At 35.5% G+C, this 20,553-nt stretch carries 19 protein-coding genes; 11 read left to right on the top strand and 8 right to left on the bottom strand.

The genetic code is table 11. The features are described 5' to 3' along the window. Window positions 1-50: 50 nt before the first annotated feature. Window positions 51-686 carry a DUF4919 domain-containing protein gene (locus KW060_RS15040; protein WP_249036252.1) on the top strand — a complete coding sequence of 212 codons (636 nt, stop codon included), beginning with the start codon at window positions 51-53 and terminating at the stop codon, window positions 684-686. Window positions 687-833: 147 nt separating this feature from the next. Further along, a complete protein-coding gene (locus KW060_RS15035; protein ID WP_249036251.1) occupies window positions 834-1,379 on the top strand; it encodes a hypothetical protein in 546 nt (181 codons plus the stop codon). Here the strand turns inward: KW060_RS15035 and KW060_RS15030 are convergent. Beyond that, window positions 1,363-2,217, bottom strand: coding sequence for a formate/nitrite transporter family protein (locus KW060_RS15030; protein ID WP_249036250.1), 855 nt, complete (start codon window positions 2,215-2,217; stop codon window positions 1,363-1,365). The two genes, KW060_RS15035 and KW060_RS15030, sit on opposite strands and share 17 nt — an antisense overlap. Window positions 2,218-2,317: 100 nt before the next feature. Next, a complete protein-coding gene (locus KW060_RS15025; RefSeq protein WP_249036249.1) occupies window positions 2,318-4,201 on the bottom strand; it encodes a CocE/NonD family hydrolase in 1,884 nt (627 codons plus the stop codon). A 152-nt stretch (window positions 4,202-4,353) separates the two neighbouring features. Here KW060_RS15025 and KW060_RS15020 point away from each other — a divergent pair, with 152 nt between their 5' ends. The 4 genes from KW060_RS15020 (at window position 4,354) to KW060_RS15005 (ending at window position 8,430) form a co-directional block, all read left to right on the top strand. Further along, entirely contained in the window at window positions 4,354-5,814 is a 1,461-nt protein-coding gene (locus KW060_RS15020) for a capsule assembly Wzi family protein (protein ID WP_249036248.1), read from the top strand. A gap of 9 nt (window positions 5,815-5,823) precedes the next feature. Continuing rightward, entirely contained in the window at window positions 5,824-6,993 is a 1,170-nt protein-coding gene (locus KW060_RS15015; protein ID WP_420833202.1) for a DegT/DnrJ/EryC1/StrS family aminotransferase, read from the top strand. 95 nt (window positions 6,994-7,088) lie between these two features. Beyond that, on the top strand, window positions 7,089-7,763 hold the full coding sequence (locus KW060_RS15010) for a hypothetical protein (protein WP_249036246.1): 675 nt from the start codon (window positions 7,089-7,091) through the stop codon (window positions 7,761-7,763). A gap of 1 nt (window position 7,764) precedes the next feature. Continuing rightward, window positions 7,765-8,430: a sugar transferase gene (locus tag KW060_RS15005; protein ID WP_249036245.1), complete on the top strand. Its 666-nt coding sequence runs from the start codon at window positions 7,765-7,767 to the stop codon at window positions 8,428-8,430. A 3-nt stretch (window positions 8,431-8,433) separates the two neighbouring features. Here the strand turns inward: KW060_RS15005 and KW060_RS15000 are convergent, their stop codons facing one another. Genes KW060_RS15000 through wecB form a run of 4 tightly spaced genes read right to left on the bottom strand, consistent with a single transcriptional unit; the run spans window position 8,434 to window position 12,589 of the window. Continuing rightward, on the bottom strand, window positions 8,434-9,075 hold the full coding sequence (locus KW060_RS15000) for an acetyltransferase (protein WP_249036244.1): 642 nt from the start codon (window positions 9,073-9,075) through the stop codon (window positions 8,434-8,436). Further along, window positions 9,076-10,197 carry a glycosyltransferase family 4 protein gene (locus KW060_RS14995; protein WP_249036243.1) on the bottom strand — a complete coding sequence of 374 codons (1,122 nt, stop codon included), beginning with the start codon at window positions 10,195-10,197 and terminating at the stop codon, window positions 9,076-9,078. It abuts the gene before it with no gap. Then, window positions 10,194-11,495, bottom strand: coding sequence for a glycosyltransferase (locus KW060_RS14990; protein ID WP_249036242.1), 1,302 nt, complete (start codon window positions 11,493-11,495; stop codon window positions 10,194-10,196). Before KW060_RS14990 ends, KW060_RS14995 begins: the two co-directional genes overlap by 4 nt. 17 nt (window positions 11,496-11,512) lie before the next feature. Continuing rightward, entirely contained in the window at window positions 11,513-12,589 is a 1,077-nt protein-coding gene (wecB, locus tag KW060_RS14985) for a non-hydrolyzing UDP-N-acetylglucosamine 2-epimerase (protein WP_249036241.1), read from the bottom strand. A 177-nt stretch (window positions 12,590-12,766) separates the two neighbouring features. Between wecB and KW060_RS14980 the strand changes: the two genes are divergently transcribed. Both KW060_RS14980 and KW060_RS14975 read left to right on the top strand, forming a co-directional pair. Continuing rightward, the gene (locus tag KW060_RS14980) at window positions 12,767-13,897 is read left to right on the top strand and encodes a hypothetical protein (RefSeq protein ID WP_249036240.1); all 1,131 of its coding nucleotides are present in this window, start codon (window positions 12,767-12,769) and stop codon (window positions 13,895-13,897) included. Beyond that, complete coding sequence (locus KW060_RS14975; RefSeq protein ID WP_249036239.1) at window positions 13,890-14,750, top strand: Wzz/FepE/Etk N-terminal domain-containing protein; 861 nt, start codon at window positions 13,890-13,892, stop codon at window positions 14,748-14,750. Before KW060_RS14980 ends, KW060_RS14975 begins: the two co-directional genes overlap by 8 nt. Here the strand turns inward: KW060_RS14975 and KW060_RS14970 are convergent, their stop codons facing one another. Both KW060_RS14970 and KW060_RS14965 read right to left on the bottom strand, forming a co-directional pair. Further along, a complete protein-coding gene (locus tag KW060_RS14970; RefSeq protein WP_249036238.1) occupies window positions 14,751-16,115 on the bottom strand; it encodes a polysaccharide deacetylase family protein in 1,365 nt (454 codons plus the stop codon). A gap of 1 nt (window position 16,116) precedes the next feature. Then, a complete protein-coding gene (locus KW060_RS14965) occupies window positions 16,117-17,070 on the bottom strand; it encodes a GNAT family N-acetyltransferase (RefSeq protein ID WP_249036237.1) in 954 nt (317 codons plus the stop codon). A gap of 119 nt (window positions 17,071-17,189) precedes the next feature. Between KW060_RS14965 and KW060_RS14960 the strand changes: the two genes are divergently transcribed. From KW060_RS14960 to KW060_RS14950, 3 genes are read left to right on the top strand one after another with little or no spacing between them, the layout of a single operon-like run. Continuing rightward, the gene (locus KW060_RS14960) at window positions 17,190-18,422 is read left to right on the top strand and encodes a polysaccharide pyruvyl transferase family protein (protein WP_249036236.1); all 1,233 of its coding nucleotides are present in this window, start codon (window positions 17,190-17,192) and stop codon (window positions 18,420-18,422) included. A gap of 35 nt (window positions 18,423-18,457) precedes the next feature. Beyond that, window positions 18,458-19,411: a sulfotransferase gene (locus KW060_RS14955; protein ID WP_249036235.1), complete on the top strand. Its 954-nt coding sequence runs from the start codon at window positions 18,458-18,460 to the stop codon at window positions 19,409-19,411. Continuing rightward, the gene (locus KW060_RS14950; RefSeq protein WP_249036234.1) at window positions 19,404-20,552 is read left to right on the top strand and encodes a DegT/DnrJ/EryC1/StrS family aminotransferase; all 1,149 of its coding nucleotides are present in this window, start codon (window positions 19,404-19,406) and stop codon (window positions 20,550-20,552) included. Before KW060_RS14955 ends, KW060_RS14950 begins: the two co-directional genes overlap by 8 nt. Window position 20,553: the final 1 nt, after the last annotated feature.

Below are 20,553 nucleotides of genomic sequence, written 5' to 3'. Positions count from 1 at the left end.
GCAAGTATTATATTTAGATAATATATATTACATAACCTAGGGGGATGCTTATGCGTTTTATCACTAAACTAATTTTATGTTTTTTTTGCACTACTTTAGTTGTCTTGCCGTATGATGTAGAGCATGCCGAAAATAGATATCTAGAGCTCGTCGAAAAAGTAAAAGCTGATGATAGGCTAGAAGATTATAGTGAACTCAGAAAAGTGTTTGTCCAAACAAAACGCTATAACCCCTATAATAGTATCGAAGAAGGTTTAAGAGGGGATATGGCCAAGGCGATGGAAAATGAAAATTGGGAGCAATGTATCAAACAGGCAAATAAGGCGCTTGATAATAATTATATTTATATCAGAGGGCATTTAAATGCATCTTTTTGCCATAAGAAATTAGATAACAATGAAATGGCCGATTTTCACGCTAATAAGTTTATGAATCTCATAAAAGCTATATCAGAAACAGGGGATGGTAAAACACCGGCAACGGCGTTTAAAACAATTAGCACAAATGAAGTGCACTCCTTTTTATTACTTTCCGGATACATTAGAAATAGCCAAATGTTAGTTCAAGATGAATTAGGTGCTTTCGACGTAATGACTGTTACGGATAGACGTACTGATGAAAAAAAGAGTTTATATTTTGATGTTAATTTGCAAATGAGTCATTTTATAAAAATATTTCCTGAATAAGTTAAATGCATTTTGGTACTGGATTCCGGCCTTCGTCGGAATGACGGGCGGATCAGGAGTCAAAATTCATTAGCATTAACAACCATTATTGTGTTTACTGTTCTGTGGGTGAATGAACGGGTATATAGACATGGAAAGAGGTTGGTTTTGAAATTGTTTAAATGGATTTTATTGATTGGATGTTTATCCGTACAACATGCATTTGCCCAGACAGATGAATATGGACGGGCGGATGCGTCGGTTCCGGAGCTTGCGCAGTTTGAATATTTGCGGGGGACGTGGCGTGTTGAAATGGAAATACGGGGTGACGACGGCGTCTTTAAAAAGTTAGAAAATATTGCCACCGTAAAGGCATACTATCATCCGGACGGTAAAAGTTTTCAGACGATTTTTTCGACCAAAAACGGTGGCTTTACTACCGATATCAGGACATACAACATTAAAGAAAAGAAATGGGATGTGCTGTTTATGAATGCCAAGGCGCAGCGCTGGCACCGGTTTGAGGCAAAGCTTACTCACGGCATCATGACGACCTTTGTTTATGGCGGGTATAGCGGCAAAGAAAATTTTGACGTTAAAATCATGGATATTAATGTCACTGACGCGGGATTTACCAAAGAAGTGTTTTATAAAACCAAAGGCACCGACGAATGGGTTAAGCAATATATCATGCGGTTTAGCCCTCATTCTTGAGCTTGTTGATTTTGACAACTCTATCATTTTCCTGCACTTGCGGTTCATCAACAATAAGCGGTGCTTTGCCCTTATATATCGGATTTGACGTCATGAAATAAGCAACGCCGATAAACCCTGCGCCGCCGATGATGTTGCCGATGCTGACCCAGATCAGGTTATAAAGCATGCCCATGACATCAACCCCTTCGGGATGAGCGCCCATCAGGGAAATGGCGAAAACGGTCATATTGGCGATGCCATGTTCGAACCCGGCGGCAACAAAAGCAAAGAGACACCAAAAAATTAAAATACATTTGGCCGTATCATTCACCGTTTTCGATGCCATCCAAATCGCGAGACATATAAGCCAGTTACAAATTATTGCCCGGGCGATCAGTTCTATCACGCCACTATTCATTTTGTTATAGGCGAGCGTATGAACGAGCGCCGCGCCATCATCCGCCCAGCCGCCACCCCCACCAAGCATAAAAAGTGTCGCGAGCATAAAAGCACCAAAAAGGTTACCGTACCAACAGATGATCCAGTCTTTAATGACCGTCAGCGCGCCAATTTTTTTATAGAAAAAACCAAACGTCATATACATGGTGTGACCGGAAAAAAGTTCCGCCCCCGCAAACACAATCAACGTCAGTGTGATGCCGAAAAAACACCCCATTACCAGCTTTTGTGATGTGGGCTCAATTTCATTGCCGAGTGTTAGGATTAATATAATCCCAATCCCCACATAAGCACCGGCCATCATGGTCGACATAAAAAAGCCGATCGGGTTGCTGCGGTAATAATTGATTTTTATGACGGCCGCTTCGGCGAACTCTTTGGTGGTGTCTTTATGCATAAAAAAATCCCAACATGCCATTGTGGTTAAATGACTTGGTGGGATTTCCTTATTTTAATACTCGCCAGACGAAAAGTCCAGCGGGCATTATTTTATGTCTTTACTTCTCAACAATCGGCAGTACCACATATGATGGATAATCCGCAGAATGGTGGATTGTGTTGTGGGCAATCACGCCTTCGCTTTCATCATAATTGTTGCCGCCGGTATTCAGGTTACGCACAAATTTCGGGAAATTTGATGATGTGACCTCGACACGGATGCGGTGACCTTTTTGAAATTCATTACTTGTGGTCATTGGTGTCATATCGATTTTATAGACGCCGCCTTCTTCCATCATCACCTGTTTGTCGTATCCTTCGCGGTAACGGGCGCGCATGATGGTATCATCGATGATGTATGATGTACCGTCCGGTGCCACGTCAACAAGTTTGACGGCAAAATCAGTGTCTTTGGCGTCTGATGAAACATGCAGCACCGCGTCAACGAAGCCGGAAACCTCAACTGGTTCTTCCAATGGTTCACTTGTGAACACAAGCACGTCGCTACGGGCTTCGATGATGCGCTGGTCGAATGCGCCAGCGGTAACAAGGCCACCATTACAACAATCACCACCACCGATGGTTTGAACCGGGTTCATTGGGTCGTAATAATAGCTGTCTGTGCCAGTGTCCGGTTTATCAAATGTAAGTGATCCATCACCATAAAGGCTGTTGGCATTACCGCCGGATGTTAGGTAAAGTTTGACGTCCTTCGCGGCGGCAGGTGGCCATTGATCGTCACCTTGCCATTTGTTTGAACCCATTGTGTAATATTGCACGTGTGGTGTTTCAGGATCGAATGCATCTTCGTCGCCCTTAAGCCATTTATCCCACCATGACCAGATCAGGCCACTATCATCAAATGTGGTGTCACCAAGATCACGATCACCACTTACGAAATCAGGGCCAAGGCCAGTGAAACGGCAATGCACGTTTGGTGCGGCGACCACATATTGGTTATCGCGTGTTTCTGCATCAACGGCGTTTTGCTGTGCAATGTTAAACAAAGTCATGTTTGGGCCGATGGAAACGTCATACCATGAATTAAACCAAAGGCCAGGAACGCCCCATGCTTCGTTATCATGGTAAAGGCCGCCTTCGAACCAACCTTCGGATACCGGTGTGCGTTTTACAAATTCTTCGAATGTGCCTTCCGGCTCACCCATACTTGTCAGCAGGTCCTGAATTGGCAGATGGCGGATCTGTGTTTCCCAGTCCACATCCGGTTTATCGGTGGATAGATCATTATATTTACTGATCTGTGTGCGGATTTCTGGACTTAAGCCCGCCGGAATCTCTGCACGTAGTGGGTTATCAACGCCATAAAGCCATACAAAAAACAGGATGCGTTGAACGCCGCCGGTGTACCAGTTACCGTGTTCCCAAAATTCACCAACGCGGCCAATGCCGGCGCCGGATGCTTGTGGAACCATCGCCGCATGTGCTGGATGGTTCATGGCTGCAAGCGCAAGCTGCCATTCAGCGGTGGATGAACATCCGATTGTACCGACACGGTTATTGGACCAGCTTTGACCGGAAATCCAATCAAGCGCATCATAACCGTCTGTACGTGGGTAACCCAGAATTTCAAATTCACCTTCGGAAAAATATCTGCCGCGTTCATTTTGCATAATGTATGCGTATCCGCGGCTGACGGCCTCTACGACACTGCGAAGTGACCTTAAACCAAGCTCATTCATGTTATAAGGCGTTCTGACAAAAATTGTCGGTACTGGCCCATCCGCATTTTTCGGACGGTAAATATCTGTGGATAGCCCCACGCCATCGCGCATTGGCATTAGAACCTTGGTTTCCACCACAGCGATTTCATTTAATATCTCACGTAGTGCCTCTTCGCTATATTTTGAATAATCCTGTGCGCTAGCGATGGTTACGGTCGTTACCGAAATCACAAGAGCCAGAAAAACACGAATGATGTTCATTATTTTCTCCCGGTTTTATTGATTGGAAAGACTATAACGGATCAATAGAAAATGGTAAACATTCGTTTGATATCCATTAATTTATTGATGTTTTAATGATTTATAGATAAGAATGCAGCATTAAAAAATGATGATGGGTGGGATCAAATCTAATGAATAAATTAAAATCTATTTTAGTATCTGCATCCATCGGTGCTTCTTTATTACTTACTTCTGCTTATGCTTCCCCTTGGGCAAGTCCCGGGGATAGTCAATTAAGATCAGACGTAGAATTACTCGCTCATCACGGATTGATTTCTGGTCCAGTCAATAGCTGGCCAATGTCTTGGAAACAAATTACAAGCGGTTTTTATAAAGCCGACAGCATGACGTTGCCGGCTTATGTGCAGCGGGCATTAGACCGGGTCAGGGATAAAATCCCTAATAAGGTGAATGCAAAAGCAAAAGCATCTTATGCAAATCAGGTTCAATTTTTTAGAGGCTTTGAAGACGAGCCGAGATCAAAAGCCGAGTTTGAAGGCGCGGTAGAACTTAATCTTGATAATACCAGTATCCATATAGAGGGGCGCGTTTTTGATACCGAAGATTTTAATCTTGATAATAGTTATATTTCACAAGAATTTGGTAATTGGTCTGCTTATGTTGGTGCGGTTGACCGCTGGTGGGGGCCGGGTCAGGAAACAACCACACTCTTAAGCACCAATGCCAAACCAATGCCATCAATTGGCATACGCAGAGTAACGTCGCAGCCGTTTCAAACAAAATGGATCAATTGGATGGGGCCGTGGGATGCGGAAGTGTTTATAAGTAAAATGGATGAAAACAGGCATATTCCTGAACCAATTTTTGTTGGCATGCGTCTTAATTTTGAACCAATTGATAATTTTGAAGTGGGTCTCGCAAGATCACTGATGCTTTGTGGTCAGGACAGGCCATGTGGCTTTAAGCAATGGGCCAATGGCTTAATAGCAGTAGGGGATCTGGATAATACTGGTGAAATAAGTGAGCAGCCCGGCAATCAATTAGCGCAAATAGCACTATCATATTCTTTTAATTTAACGGATAAAATAGATACTAAAATTTACGCAGAAGGCACAGCAGAAGATATTCATATATTTTTGCCGTTCAAATATTCCAGATTAGTGGGAATGAACTTCAATGGATCATGGGGTGTTGAGGGTGATAGATGGAATGTCACATTAGAGGCTTCTGATACCATGGGGTCTCAAAGATGGTTTTATGGACACCGTTTTAAAGGGACAATGTATAATCATCATTTATATAAGACAGGATATAGATATTATAATCAAGTAATAGGACATTCCCTTGATAGTAATAGCCAGTATTTTTCGGTTAAAAGTAGTATAGTTAGGCGGAACGGAATTGAATTTGGAATAAAATATCAAAACATATTGGTTAATAGCGAAGATAATCATCGTAATATACTAAGTACTAACCGCGAAAAAATTAATAGTTTTAATGTAATGTTAATTGCACCTACAAAACTTGGGAAGTTTTTAGTTCAAGGACGCTACATGGATAATGGAGTAAATACTCCTGTGAATAATGATGATAATTTCACAATTAATTTTGCATGGCAAATGGAATTGTAAATGACAAAAATGAAAGTAAATTCTCCATGGCCCTCTTTTAGCCAGATGGAACTAGATGCTGTTTCAACGGTCTTGCAGTCTGGAATGGTGAATTATTGGACTGGTGAAGAGTGTAAGCTATTTGAACTAGAGTTTGCGGAGCTTTTTGATGCTAAATATGCTATTTCGCTAACAAATGGTACGGCAGCGTTGGAACTTGCACTTGAGGCATTAGGTGTGGGAGATGGTGATGAGGTTATAACTACGCCGCGAACATTTATGGCGAGCGCAAGCTGTGTTGTGACTAGAGGCGCAAAACCTGTATTTGCAGATGTAGATTTCGATAGTGGGAACATATCCGCCGAAACCATTGAAGCCGTCATAACGTCAAACACCAAAGCAATTATTCCCGTGCATTTAGCAGGTATGCCCTGTGAAATGGATGACATTCTGTCATTAGCAGAAAAATATAATCTTTATGTTATTGAAGATTGTGCTCAAGCACATGGTGCAAAATATAAAGGACGCCCAGTTGGAAGCATTGGACATTTTGGCGCATTTTCATTCTGTCAGGATAAAATTATGACCACTGGTGGTGAAGGTGGAATGCTTATCACTAATGATGAAGAATTATGGAAAAAAGCGTGGGCTTATAAAGATCATGGCAAAAGTTATGATGCTGTTTACAATCGTGATCATCCGCCAGGGTTTAGGTGGCTCGCAGAAAGTTTTGGGACAAACTTCAGAATGACAGAAATGCAGGCAGCAATTGGCCGAATACAATTAAAGCTTTTACCTGAATGGATAAACAGAAGACAAGAATATGCAAATAAATTGGACCACGTGGTTTCCAAATATCCTGCGCTCATAAAACAGGATATTCCTGATTATATTGAGCATGCTAGATATAAATATTATACTTATGTAAATACGAAAGAGCTTATAGAAGGCTGGGATCGTGACCGCATTCAAGACGAATTTTGGAAAAATGGTATACCTTGTTATGTTGGTAGTTGTTCAGAAATATACAATGAAGAAGCGTTTGTAAAAAAAGGGTTGCGTCCTGTTGAACCACTGCCGATAGCGAGAGAACTGGGGTTGATTTCTTTAATGTTTCTTATTCATCCTACATTAACAATAAATGAGATAGACGCTACGTGTCAGATGATTGAAAAAATCATTGGGAAGGCATCTAAATAATTAATTGTATAACTAGTTGATCGATATCAAGTAATTATATTTTGATTTAGATATGTATGATTATGATATAGAAAAATAAAATAATGGTGACACGTATGAATGATTCCATAGCAACTGCTTTAACGAACGTTGGTTACATGCTGAATGCCGAGGATTTATATATCCTACCAGATGAGATAAAAAATCTGGAACCTGAAGAGCAGAGAACGTATTCCACAAGCGCTGAAACGATTAATTTATTTTGGAAACATAATAATAAAGAAGAATTAATAGAAAAATTGCATTCGATAGCTGAAAATGTGTGGGGGGATAAACTTGAAAAGCAAGAACCTTACATTGTATCCCGAGTAGTAAATCCTACTTCTATTAATGAATCTTTTCGTTCACATTTTGATTCTCATTTAGTAACAATAGTGGTGCCGATAGAAGTGCCAAAAGGCGAAAAATATAAACAAGGTGAATTATTAGTATTGCCAAGAAAGCGTTCTTTTCCGAAAAGTGGAATTATAAACATAATTCAAAAACTATTTTATGGTAGTATATTTTATAGATGGTATTTACGTTCAAATTTTAGGAAGCTGGAATCTACGGGTAATTTAAATGTGATGGATATTGGTTCATTTGAAAATCTTGTTTTTAACGGCTTAACAACGTTGCATTGTAATTTACCTTTTGAAAATAATAAGATAAGAAGAACACTGCTTATTCATTATGGTGATCCAGATACAAAAGGAATAGGCGCCTTGTTGAGAAAATTGAGAAATAGATAGCATGTTAAAAAGACTATTTGATATTGTCTTCTCATTGTTGGCTTTAATTATATTATTGCCTGTTTTTATCCCCATCATTTTGATACTTCGCTTCACCGGTGAAGGCGAAGTTTTCTATTGTCAGGAAAGAATGGGCAAAGGAAATAAACCTTTCAAGATAACGAAATTTGCGACTATGTTAAAAAATAGTCCGAATATGGGTACCGGTGGCATTACATTAAGAGATGACCCAAGGGTACTTCCTTTAGGTAAATTTCTTCGTAAGACAAAAATAAATGAGCTTCCTCAATTCTGGGATATTCTGATTGGAAATATGAGTTTTGTTGGTCCAAGACCGCAAATGGTAAGTATACATGAGCATTATCCCAAAGAATATGAAGAGGTACTGAATAAAGTGACACCCGGGGTTACAGGCGTTGGCTCAATTATTTTTAGAGATGAAGAAGGTATTTTAACAAAAGCGAAAGATGCTGATCATACTTTTAAAAATGAGGTGATCCCTGCGAAAGTTGATCTCGAGAAATGGTATGTCGAGAATCATTCTTTTTTGAAAGATATTTTATTGATAATGATTACGGCTTGGGTAATTATATCTCCAAGAAGCAATTTGCTATATAAGGTTTTCCCCAAAATACCTAATATTGATACCAGTAAGATGGGGCAATGATTTTTATTTTTTTAAAGGTTTTGCGGGTACGCCAACTACTGTGATATTATCGGGAACATCTTTTGTCACAACTGCACCTGCTCCAACAACCGCATTTTTTCCTATTGTAAGTTTCTTTTGATTTCCACCTTGAAGGATTGTGCTGCTAGTTCCTAAATAAGCTTTGGCAAGAACGTTTACATTTCCTGAGATATTAACGTTTGGCATAACAGAAACAAATTTTTCTAGGGTCACATCGTGCCCAACAGTGGTATTGAGATTCAAGATTATAAAATCGCCTATTTGTATGTTATTTGTAAGTCTACAACCAGCAGTGATGATTGCTCCTTTTGCTTGTTGAGCAATTTTCAACTGATTTGTACCAAATGTTGCTGAAGGATGAATTATAGGTGGATAATCTAAATTAGGGTATTTGTTTACTACAATTTGTCTTACATTTGGTTCACCAATCCCTAATGCAAATTTAAAATTTTCATTTTGTAAATATTCTACATTTTCTGAGTTATCTATATATACTTTATTAGGCCAGCTACATGTTTCATTTTCATCTTTTACAAGAAAAACGATTTCATCATAACCAATTATATGGCAGATATCTGCCACTTCTCTTCCAAAACCAGATGCTCCAAAAATAGCTATTTTCATTTAAACTTGTTCCAATCCCATGTTCTTCATTATCATCGCGTTCACTTTATGAACATCGTATTTATCTGTCGCTAGAATATATGATTTTTCAGACATTTCGAATAATTTGTTCGGTGAATTAATTAATTCTATCATTTTGTCCGCCAAATATAAATGATCCTTTACCGGTACTAAAAAACCATTCTCACCATCTTTTACAGTTTCTCGGCACCCTGGTGCGTCAGTAGTAATAATTGCTCGGCCAATTGACATAGCCTCTAAAACAGTTCTTGGCGTGCCTTCTCTATAAGAGGGTAATACGTAAACAGAACAATTTTGAATAGCAGGTCTTACGTCATCTAACATACCCAGAAAATCGATAATTCCTTCTTTCGTCCATAAGTCCAATGTTTCTTTGGTTATGGAAGATGGATTATTATCAATCCAACCTGCTAGATTAAACTTTATATCGGGAAATTGTTTTTTTACTATTCTGGCCGCGTTCACATATTCATTGATACCTTTGTCCTTTATCAGCCTTGCGATTAATAAAAAGGATGGTTTTGCAGGTAACGGCGTTTTTTTATAAAAATCAAGATTTACTCCAGACCCATTGATTAGCTTGATTTTACGGGTATCTTTTAAAATAGCTCTTTTCTTGAAAAACTTGATATCATCGGGGTTCTGAAAAAATACACTGTTATTGAAATATAAGGCTATTCTAAGCAGGTTACTCATAATAAAGCCTACAATTTTTGCTTTAACTGTACTGCTCGTAAAGCCATATCCTAGCCCCGTTATCATGGAATATATATTGTTAATCCCGGCTATACGGGCGGCTAATGAACCATAAATGACAGGTTTCATTGTATAACTTAAAATATAATCAGGGTTGATGTTTTTGAATGTTCGGGACATTTTCCAACAGTTCAAAACATCTTTAAATGGGTTAAGGCCTGTGTTTTCAAGGGCAACATGTCTATATTTGACACCTATTAATTCTAACTTTTTTATAATGTCATTACTAGCATGTGGTGCGCATGCAATTACTTCAAAGCCACATTTAACCATAGTTTCAAGCATTTGATAACGAAAATTCGTTAATGATAATGCTAGGCTTCCAAGAACAACGATTTTTTTCATTTAATTAGTTTTTCTAAAAATTGAGATAATTTAATTGCTTGTTCTTTTCTTGTTAATCCTACTCCTGAATCAGAGGGTGTTTTTTCTATATATCCCTTTAAAGATTTTTCATCGATTAACCGTATTAAAATTTTTACTAATTCTTCCACATTATTTGAAATGTAACCTAGGTTTCTTTCGTTGATCAATTGTGCAGGCGGACTATTATCTCCCCCAATACATATTATGGGTCTTCTGGCACCTATATACTCAAAAAACTTTCCTGTGAAAGTTCCTATTTCTTTAGGGTTATCCCACATTAATAATAAAAGTATGTCGCTTAATTTTTGTAAATTTAATATTTCTTGATAAGGGATTGGTGTGGAAAAATTTACACTATCTTCAAGTTGTAATTCATCAACTTGTTTAATCACACTATCAAGTTGAGTGCCATAGAAATGAATTTTTATTTTTGATTTATAATGTTCGGGTAAATTATAAACAGCCTTCAATAAAGGTTCGGGATCTCGTTTTCCTGGATAAATCATTCCAGCATATAGAATGTTTATACCTTCAGATATAAATGAGTTGGGAGGATATAATGATTGACTCTCAGATATCTGAAAATCAATCGGGTCATAACCATTTAGAATTAATTCAATAGGACAATTATATTTTTCTTGAAGCTGGCAAACTGAATGCTCAGTAATTGTTGTCAATCCGATGGCTTTTGAAAATAATGACTTTTCCCAAATCTTCTCATACCATTTTTTCCATCCCGGATTAGTATAGTACGGACTATCAGTCCATAAATCTCTCAGTTCTCCTACCCAAGGGATATTGGATTTTTCTGATATTTTCTTTGCGACTAGGAAAGACGTTATTGGCATAGCGCTAGCGTATATAATATCAGGCCTCCAATTTGAAACTAACTGCATTCCTGCTTTTACGGCATTATTTTTCCATCCAATTTGTGCGTCAGGCACATGAAGTATATTTTTATAGAGTTGCCCCAATGTTTTTATTACTCGACTTTTCAATGTAGGTTTGTTCGCAACAGCATGTAATCCTTTAGCCGCAACTTTTTTTCTACCTCCCAGTATAAACTCCACTGGTGCATTAATGTTCCACCAATCTGAATAAATTACATTTTCTTCTGGGACTTCAAGTTGTAATGAATCTGGTAAGGGTTGGTTATTACATGTTAAAATTTTAACATCATTGCCTAATTCCAATAAATATTTTGCCATTTTCCCGCAACGAACCGCTCCACTGGAATTATATGGAGGAAACCGATATGTCACAAAAAGTATTTTCATGAATATGATGTCCTATATTATCCAATGATTTTGTCAATAATGATTTCTGCAGCATTTGCTGAACCATACAATTTTTCTTGAAAATTTATTCGAGCTTTTAACAGATCATCTGTATGAGTTACGATCATTTTATAGTCAGAACCCGCTAACTTATTTGCCTTAATTTCTACTAGTTCTATCCACTCAGTCTGCTCTCTTAATGTCACGCAGGGTTTATGAAAAAAATATGCTTCTTTTTGCAATCCGCCACTATCTGTCAAAACAATACTGCATTTCTGTAACAGCCATATCATTTCAAAATAGCCTACAGGATCAAGAATTTTAAAATTTGTAGCTAATTTATTTTTTGAGAGGATTTTCCTGGTTCTTGGATGAAGAGGGCATATTACGGGTATATTTTTATTAATTTCATTTAGCGCTTCGACAATATTTTTTAAGTTGTCGAGATTATCAGTATTTTCCGCTCTATGAATAGTCGCTAGAGCAAAATTATCTTCTTTAATATTCATTGGCGCTGGTTTAATGCTTTTTGAAGAATAATACATGGCTGCGTCAAACATAACATCGCCAACATTATAAATGTGGCAATTTTTGTCGGAGAAGCCTTCATTCATCAAATTATTAACAGCTGTTTCTGTTGGGCAAAATAAAATATTGCTGATTTGATCGGTCAAAATTCTGTTAATTTCTTCGGGCATCTGCATGTTAAAACTTCTTAATCCTGACTCTACATGGATTACAGGTATGTGAATTTTCTTGGCTGCTAAGGCTCCAGCTAAAGTAGAATTTGTGTCTCCATAAACCAATACATAATCGGGTTTTTCTTCAAGGAGTATTTCTTCAATTTTCTCTAATTGACGACCAGTCATTGATCCATGACTACCGCCACCAATTCCAAGCGTAAATGAGGGCCTTGGTATATCCATTTCATTAAAGAAAATATCACTCATATTGGCATCATAATGTTGACCAGTATGTATGATTTTTTCTGATATTGAGTTTTCATGTCTGGTATTATATTTCTGAATTGCTCGACTAACTGTTGCCGCTTTAACGAATTGAGGCCGAGCGCCTACAATAGTTATAATATCCATATTACAGTGCCTTAAATTGGGGAAGATAAATTGACTCTTAAACTGTTTCTTTTCTTGCTGAATATAGATATGTATATATCTAATGTAAACTTAATATCGCGGACGATTAATTGCGTCATTTTAATATAAGTATGATTTATTATGCTCAACCATAAATATCTATAGAGAACTATAATAATGAACTCTAAAATTTTAGAAAAAAAGAGTAATGTGCCACTTATATTATTAGGGATCTATATCATATTAAAACCCTTTTATTTTTTCCCAAGTGGTAATCCACAAATAGCAGATCTCGTACTGGTGATATTGGCCTTAAATGTATTAATTCATCCTGTCGGATTAAGGATAGTTAATATTGATATTTCTATATTATTATTGTTGTTGTTAGTAATTATTTCTTTAGTGAGCGGAGTATGGGCGATTTTACTATCGGATCTAAGCATAACAATGCCGATATTATTTTTCCTTCTAAATTTAATGTTATTTATGATTGTTTTACATATAATTGAAAATAATGAGAATGCCTTACAATTCATATTCTGGTCAGTAACAATAGCGGTTCTTTTACAGATACTTTTATTACCGATCTCATTTGCCGAATTTAAACGACAAGAATTATTTTTTAATAACCCTAATCAGTTAGGCTATTGGTCGGTTTTATCCGCTGCGATGTTTTTATATTTATCTCAGAAAATGCAGGTCTCTTTTATTCTGAAGGTATTTTTTGCAGCTTTTGTCTTAATTGCTGCTGGATTATCATTGTCCAAAGCGGCTATGATATCGATCGTCTTGTTATATCTTATTTATAATTCTCGCAATCCAATTGTGATTGTTTTGTTTATCGCCAGTTTAATCGGATTAGTTATTTTTGCATCAGAAGTTGAGCAAGTATCAAATGTGATTGATAGAATAGCCTCAATAGGTAGCAGTAACGATGATAATATTGAAGGTAGAGGATTTGAAAGATTGTGGACATATCCGGATTATATATGGTTTGGAAATGCTGAAGGCGGATACTATAGATTCGAGAATTTAATAGGCATTATGAAAGATAGTGAAATCCATTCAACACTTGGAATGTTATTTTTTAGTTATGGGCCATTGGGAATTTCAATATTTATGCTAATTTTCTTACGCAACATACAAAAACGCGGATTTGAAACAGCTATTCCTTTTATTCCGGTATTTGCTTACAGTATGACTCATCAAGGATTCCGATTTTCATTATTTTGGTTGTTATTAGCACTTGTGACGGCTACAAACTTATTATCCAAGCAAAAAAATATGCAGGAGGGTTGGGATGAATGAAGGAATTATAACCTTAAATATTTTTAATATTTTAGAGGCTGTAAAAAAGAATATTATAGTATTTTTAGGTATAGTGTTTAGTTTCATACTTTTAGCATATTTGGTTTCAATTACTCTTCCGTCAAAATATGAAGCAAATATTACTTTAATGCCAGTTTCCCAACTAGGGGAAGAGGGAAAAGCTTCTGGTCTTGGTGCAGTGAGTTCATTATTGGGCAATTCAAGTATTTCTACAGAAATACCAGCTTGGATGGAAGCCACTACGATTATGAATACACGTGAATTTGCTAAAAAGTTTATTCTTTCACAGAAAATTATGAATGATATTTCTGCTCAGAGAGGAGAAGAGATTGAATGGGATAATTTGACTGAGGAACAAAAATATACAGAGCTTAATAAGCTAGCTCGATATTGGATAGCTAATAATATATTAGTAGAGATTGATGAAAATAGTAGCACTATATCATTCTCAGTTTTTGCTAATGAACCATCAAAAGCGGTCATTTGGGCTACAAATTATGTCAATAGTATTAATGAATATATGAAAGAATATTTATCTCAAGAAGCAGAACGTAAAATTCAGTTTTATAGAGAACGATACGCTGAAGAAAGCATCAGTGATATTAAGGTATCTATAGTTAATTTAATGACGAATGCGATTCAACAAAAAGCTTTACTCAGTGCGCAAAAAGAATCTGTTTTTAGAGTTATTGACCCAGCAGGAATTGCTACAACTCGTTTCCCAATAATGCCACTTAATTTAGCTATTGGGGCATTTATGGGGCTACTTTTTGGGTTTATATCGATAATTGTTATGGTGTCATATGCACAATATAAAAAGCTTCATTTCTAATCACAGATTGTTATTTATTAAATTAATGTATAATTCTTTATCTTTTCTGTTTTTAAAGAAGTTATTGTGCCATAGTAGAACATATTGTCCATTATACTGTTTACATTTGTTTTTGAAGTAGAAAAAACGATCAAAGGCATGATTGCTATAACCTAATCCTTCATATCTGTCCTCTATGATGGTACAATCCATTGTTATCAAAGGCCTTTGTTTTAGGTTAAGTTTCTGTCTGTTTTTGAGATCAAACATTGAAAATTCTTTGGAAGTGCCGCACCGAAACCCTGCTAGATCTGCAAAAGATAAACTAGAATCATACTGAAGTTCACATTGTTCCCATAATTGGGGTGTTGTGAAATTATTCCACCTTAAATAATGCATTCTTCCGCCAATAATGGGTTGGTTAATATTCAATTTTGCCAAAGTTTCTTTCAGCTTATTAAATGATATTTTAAAGTTGTGTTCGTTGTTAAAACAATTATATCCAGGATGAATTCCTATCTCGTGGCCTCGATGATGAATATCATTTAATAAGCGGCACATTTTAGATGAACTGAAATCTACTGGATTATCTTTTTTATCTGTAGAATATGGGATAAAGTAAAACGCAACTTTGTTTCCAATAGCTTCATTTTGGTCCATAATCCAGTATAAATTGTCATATATTTCATCATCTGTTTCTAGAGATAATTTATAGAAAAAATAATTTTTCCATGTTTCGAAAAAGGATTTGAAGTTTTTACGTTTAATAAGGTCTCCAACAGATTTTCGTGCTGTTTTTTTAATTGAATGTAATGCTGAATCATAAGGAAAATCTACGTCACAGGTAATAAAAAGCGTAGGCTTAGGTTTTGATCTTTTTAATGTCGGATCTAATTGAGAAATCATATTCCATAGCATCTCGACATATTCATCAACTATCGGACGATCTAAAAAATTATATTTATAGGCAATTGATGTACTGCCGGCAAAACGGTTATGATGATCACGTTCATTTATAATTGCTTCTTCCATACGACTGAGCATAAAAAAACATGAACCAAATATATCTAATCCACAATTTATAGCGTTCTCTGATCTTTCGATAATTTCATGGCCGAAAAGTATTGGTATATCATGTTCTATTGTATACGGGTTTTCAGTAAATTTAACATCCGGCAATAAATTTTCGTTCAGATAATCTTCTTTTGCTAATTTCCAAAAAGTAGAGTCTAGAAATAATATCTTTGTATTAATAGTCAATTCGATTGTTTTTACTTCGTTCGTAAATTCAATTTTGTACTCGAGGCCTAGAAATTCTTTTATAACTACGTCAAATATATATTTTTTTTCAGTTTCAAGTGATTTAGAGCAACGAATTTTTATCATTTTATTTCAGAAGTGTTTTTACAAATTGATAGCACTTAATAAGTCTCGAATTAGTTTTTGAAATAGCAAAGTACGGAGTTTGAATACCCCCGCAACCGCGTCTAACAAGTTCTACATTTTTAAGCATACTTCCTTCAAAATCGAAACTATCCAACTTAAGTATCTCTTTAGTATATTTTATAGCTTCCGCAATCAGCAAGATCCCAGCACCGCTTTTTCTAAAATCGGGATCTTCTCCCACTAAATGAACGTATGCCGTATAATTGTCCCATGTTAAATAAAGCGCAGAATGTATATTACCTTCCGGATCTTCCGCATAAAATATTTTTCGAGCATTGTGGGCAGTTAATATTGCATCATGTTTTTTCAAGAATTCAAAAGAATAAGGGGTGCTTATAGACTGGCGCGTAAATGTTTTAGTATTAATTTGATAAAATTGGCCTATGTCCAAGTTTTCTTTAACGCATACAAGTTTTCGGGCTTTGTTTATTTTATTTCGATAACTGGAACTGAAATTATCAAGATAATTCTGATTCTGTAAATTATTTATGATGTAGGTATAACGAGTTGTTTGCTGATATCCGCGCCAATATAAACTTAACCAATTTGATAATTTGTGGTGCCAATTTATTTTGATATTATCATGTGGAGGTAATTGATCGAATAAATCTTCGATTAAACTGTTCTCTCGGCCTAATTTTTTCGCATATTTTGCTTCACTATCAGAAATCCAAGGTCCTAGTGACTGTGTTATAGGAGGCATCGATATCATTCGAAAACCTTTTTTTGGGATAATATAATATGGCATTGTCGCTAAAATTTGATCTGATTTTTCTACGAGGCAAACGTCCCAATTTTTCTCTCCGCATACACTGTCAAGCCACCATGGCTGGCTAAATAATGGGATTGAACGCTCTTGTTCACAAAGGAGTCTATATTTCTCTTTAAAATTCATAACTTACAATATTTTCAAGTAACTATATTTAATGATTCAATATTTACAAATTATCATTTAGTATAAAGTATATTAAAGCACTAAATATTTAATAATTCCACATATTTAAGGATACTTTTATGTCAAAAACAATGGTTATTGGACTAACGCCAGAATATATTTATAGTGATCAGTCAAATAATTATGCTGAAAATGAGAAACTATATTCTACAAATCACGGTGCAGCATTTATAACACAATCAATAATGAAAATTTTTGATGGTGATTATATTGACATAAATGCAGAACACGATTTTGACGAACTCAGAAATACTTATTCTCAATGTGTCATTGCCACTGCTAGTCAATTAGGGCCTAGTAGAGATCTTTCTTTACTTGTATCTTTTCTGGAAAAGCTAGACATTAAACCTTTCTTTGTTTCGGGTGGAGTGGATGCTGGCGGAAAGTATTGTATTAACTATAAATTACATCCAAGTATTATTAGATTGTTGGAAATGTGTAGTGTGGATGATACTTATATTGGGGTAAGAGGAGATTTATCTGCTTTTTATTTGCATAAACATGGCTTTAACTCTTGTGCTCCAATTGGGTGCCCTACCATATATTCGCAAGGAATGCTGGATTATGATTATTCTTTGGAAGCAAGTGACAATGAAACAGGTGTCCCTTTTCATTGGGCTTTAGCAGCGGCACTGATGCAAAATAATGAAAAATATAATTATATTGGGCAGGATGTTTTTGACGAAGAATTATTTAAAGGAAATGCTCCTGATACAATTGTATCAAAAATTGCAAATGTATTTGGTGTATCTATACAAGATGCTTCTCAAAATTTAATTAATTCAGTTGGAAGTAATTCCACATTCCCTATTAATTATTCCGATTGGTACTCTTTAATTGGTAATCAGAAAAGAGTTTTATCTGGCAGACTTCATGCAAATATATGCGCATTAATTCAAGGTGTTGCTTCAGTTTTGGTCCCTTGGGATATGAGAACTTATGAGTTGGTTGATTATTTATGTCTTCCACATATTTCTTGGGACGAGTTAAAGGAAAAAAATATTAATGATGTTTATAAAGATGCAGATTTTCAAAAATTTAACCATCGGATTAAACAATGCTATTTAAATTGGGTTTCATTTAATGAACACAATGGATTAAAAATTCATACAGAAATTGATTCCGGTAACCTTAATCCACAAAATATTACCGAATGGAAAACAGCTAATAGATTACTTAAAAATATAACCCAATATAAAGTAGAAGAAAAATACACTCAATTTAGGACGACAGGAGATTCTGCGTTTAAGAATAGAATATTAGATTTTCTAAAAAACCGAGAAAGAATCTAATAGTGAACTAATAGATGATGAACTGGTACCATTCTATGAAATCAAAATATTTAAATCCTGTAAAATATATAAATAAGATTTTATATTACTGTAATAAATATATATTCTGCTTAGTTGAAAAGCTTACATTCTCGGGAAATAAAAAATTAAAGTTCCCACCAATATTTATAGTTGGAGCTCCTCGATCAGGCAGTACTTTGACGATACAGTTAATCGTACAAGCATTAGAACTGAGCTACATGACGAATAGGCATGCTAAATATTTTGGTATGCCTTTTGTAGTAGAAAAATTTTTTAATCCAACTAATAATATCGACAATATATCTTTTACATCAAATCATGGGCGTACTAAAGGTTCTCATTCCCCATCTGAGGCAGGAAATTGGTGGTATAGATTCTTCAGAAAAAGTCCATCATACATCTCATTGGCTGATGCTAATGAGAATGATATGAAAAAATTTCGTAGATCCGTATCTTTAATGATAAATGCAGCGCAAAAACCTCTAATTTTTAAGAATATGTATGAAACTGTTCGGATACAACCAATTAAAAAATATTTACCTGAAAGTTTGTTTGTTTTTTTAGAACGATCTGAGATTGATAATGGTCACTCTCTCTTGGAAACCAGATATAAAGTATACAACGATTATAATACATGGTGGTCAGTTGAAGTGCCAGACCGTAATGATTTGAAATCATGTCATCCTGGAAAACAAGTTATTGAACAAATACGGGGTTTGAATAGCATAGTACATGAAGATCTAGTCAAAATGGGCGTAAATCAAGAAGAAGTATTTAATATACTTTACGAAGATCTCTGTGAAAATCCTGAAAAAGTTATTGCTAATTTACAGAAATTTTTAGAGAAAAATGGAACAAAGGTTGCAAGGAGAGAATATAATATACCTAATAATTTCCCCAGACGAACAAATATTCGAATAGATGAAGATATTTATAAAGTAATGGTTGGTTACTCGAAAAATGATTGATACTGTTGAGAATTATTGGGAGCAATCACAATTAGACGATTTTGTTAAGTGCGCATCTAAAGATGCTAGAGAAAATTTTATATCGTGTTTTTCAGATTATCATAATATAGAAAACACAAAAATTGAATTGCATTCCAGTGGATCCAATGCACTAGAAACTCTTTTAAAGAAAAGAAATGATGATCGAAAAACAGTGCTAGTATCAGCTTTTACATGTAACAAAGTAAAAAATGCTATAATTAAAAGTGGGTATAAAATTAGCACTTATGATTTTTCCGGAATTCCCGGCAAAATTGATTGGTCAGAAGTTTCCGAATTAATCCATGATGATATTAGCATACTGATTGTAACTCATTTATTTGGAATTCCTGTAGATTTTTCAGATATTAAAGCCGACTGTGAAAAATATAACGTAAGTATAATCGAAGATTGTGCTCATACTTTAGGAGGCAAAATAGGCAATGAAATAGTTGGCACTATTGGTGATGCCGCAATATTTAGTTTTAATTATGATAAACCAATTTCATTATGTTGGGGTGGTATATCGATTGTAAATAACTCGGATCAATTTACAAGAAATGTAGTTTCTAATTATAACCTGCCAACAATAGAGGAAGAGTTGGAACAACTTCGTTTCCATAAAAAATGGTTGATAAAGCGAAATCAAGGCCAAAAATATAGTGGAACATTAATTTATCGTATATATAAAAAGCTTTTTCATAGTTATTGGAAGTATAAGCTGATGCCATTAGAAACAATCGGTCTCATACAATCAGAACTTGGTCAATGGTCTCTTTCAAATTTTGATAAAATAAAGAAAATTCGAAATTCGAATGCTGAATTCATCCTAAGTCATTATAAGGGGGAATCTTGGTATATGTCTCCAGATATCGAACCCTCATTTTTGAAACTTAAATTAGGTATTAAGTCTAACAGAAAATTAGACAATATAATTAATCAATTCAATAAAAACGAAATTAGAGCAGGCGTATATAATTGGCCATATATCATTGAAGATAAGGATTCTTCTAAGCATTTGATTGCAAGTACGGCCAGTAAAAATTGGATAGACGTTCCAATTCATCAAAATTTATCAGAAAAAGACATAGAGAAAATATGCAAAATACTTTCTGATATTTAAA

The sequence above is a fragment of the Pseudemcibacter aquimaris genome (genome assembly GCF_028869115.1).
Lineage (GTDB): Bacteria > Pseudomonadota > Alphaproteobacteria > Sphingomonadales > Emcibacteraceae > Pseudemcibacter > Pseudemcibacter aquimaris.
The sequence above is the reverse complement of the archived record's forward strand: the minus strand, read 5'-3'. Positions and strand labels throughout refer to the sequence as shown.

Excerpts from the sequence above, each read along its gene's own strand:
- KW060_RS15040 (WP_249036252.1), top strand. The coding sequence starts at position 51 with ATGCGTTTTATCACTAAACTAATTTTATGTTTTTTTTGCACTACTTTA.
- KW060_RS15030 (WP_249036250.1), bottom strand. The coding sequence starts at position 2,217 with ATGCATAAAGACACCACCAAAGAGTTCGCCGAAGCGGCCGTCATAAAA.
- KW060_RS15025 (WP_249036249.1), bottom strand. The coding sequence starts at position 4,201 with ATGAACATCATTCGTGTTTTTCTGGCTCTTGTGATTTCGGTAACGACC.
- KW060_RS15020 (WP_249036248.1), top strand. The coding sequence starts at position 4,354 with ATGAATAAATTAAAATCTATTTTAGTATCTGCATCCATCGGTGCTTCT.
- KW060_RS15015 (WP_420833202.1), top strand. The coding sequence starts at position 5,824 with ATGAAAGTAAATTCTCCATGGCCCTCTTTTAGCCAGATGGAACTAGAT.
- KW060_RS15010 (WP_249036246.1), top strand. The coding sequence starts at position 7,089 with ATGAATGATTCCATAGCAACTGCTTTAACGAACGTTGGTTACATGCTG.
- KW060_RS15005 (WP_249036245.1), top strand. The coding sequence starts at position 7,765 with ATGTTAAAAAGACTATTTGATATTGTCTTCTCATTGTTGGCTTTAATT.
- KW060_RS15000 (WP_249036244.1), bottom strand. The coding sequence starts at position 9,075 with ATGAAAATAGCTATTTTTGGAGCATCTGGTTTTGGAAGAGAAGTGGCA.
- KW060_RS14995 (WP_249036243.1), bottom strand. The coding sequence starts at position 10,197 with ATGAAAAAAATCGTTGTTCTTGGAAGCCTAGCATTATCATTAACGAAT.
- KW060_RS14990 (WP_249036242.1), bottom strand. The coding sequence starts at position 11,495 with ATGAAAATACTTTTTGTGACATATCGGTTTCCTCCATATAATTCCAGT.
- wecB (WP_249036241.1), bottom strand. The coding sequence starts at position 12,589 with ATGGATATTATAACTATTGTAGGCGCTCGGCCTCAATTCGTTAAAGCG.
- KW060_RS14980 (WP_249036240.1), top strand. The coding sequence starts at position 12,767 with ATGAACTCTAAAATTTTAGAAAAAAAGAGTAATGTGCCACTTATATTA.
- KW060_RS14975 (WP_249036239.1), top strand. The coding sequence starts at position 13,890 with ATGAATGAAGGAATTATAACCTTAAATATTTTTAATATTTTAGAGGCT.
- KW060_RS14970 (WP_249036238.1), bottom strand. The coding sequence starts at position 16,115 with ATGATAAAAATTCGTTGCTCTAAATCACTTGAAACTGAAAAAAAATAT.
- KW060_RS14965 (WP_249036237.1), bottom strand. The coding sequence starts at position 17,070 with ATGAATTTTAAAGAGAAATATAGACTCCTTTGTGAACAAGAGCGTTCA.
- KW060_RS14960 (WP_249036236.1), top strand. The coding sequence starts at position 17,190 with ATGTCAAAAACAATGGTTATTGGACTAACGCCAGAATATATTTATAGT.
- KW060_RS14955 (WP_249036235.1), top strand. The coding sequence starts at position 18,458 with ATGAAATCAAAATATTTAAATCCTGTAAAATATATAAATAAGATTTTA.
- KW060_RS14950 (WP_249036234.1), top strand. The coding sequence starts at position 19,404 with ATGATTGATACTGTTGAGAATTATTGGGAGCAATCACAATTAGACGAT.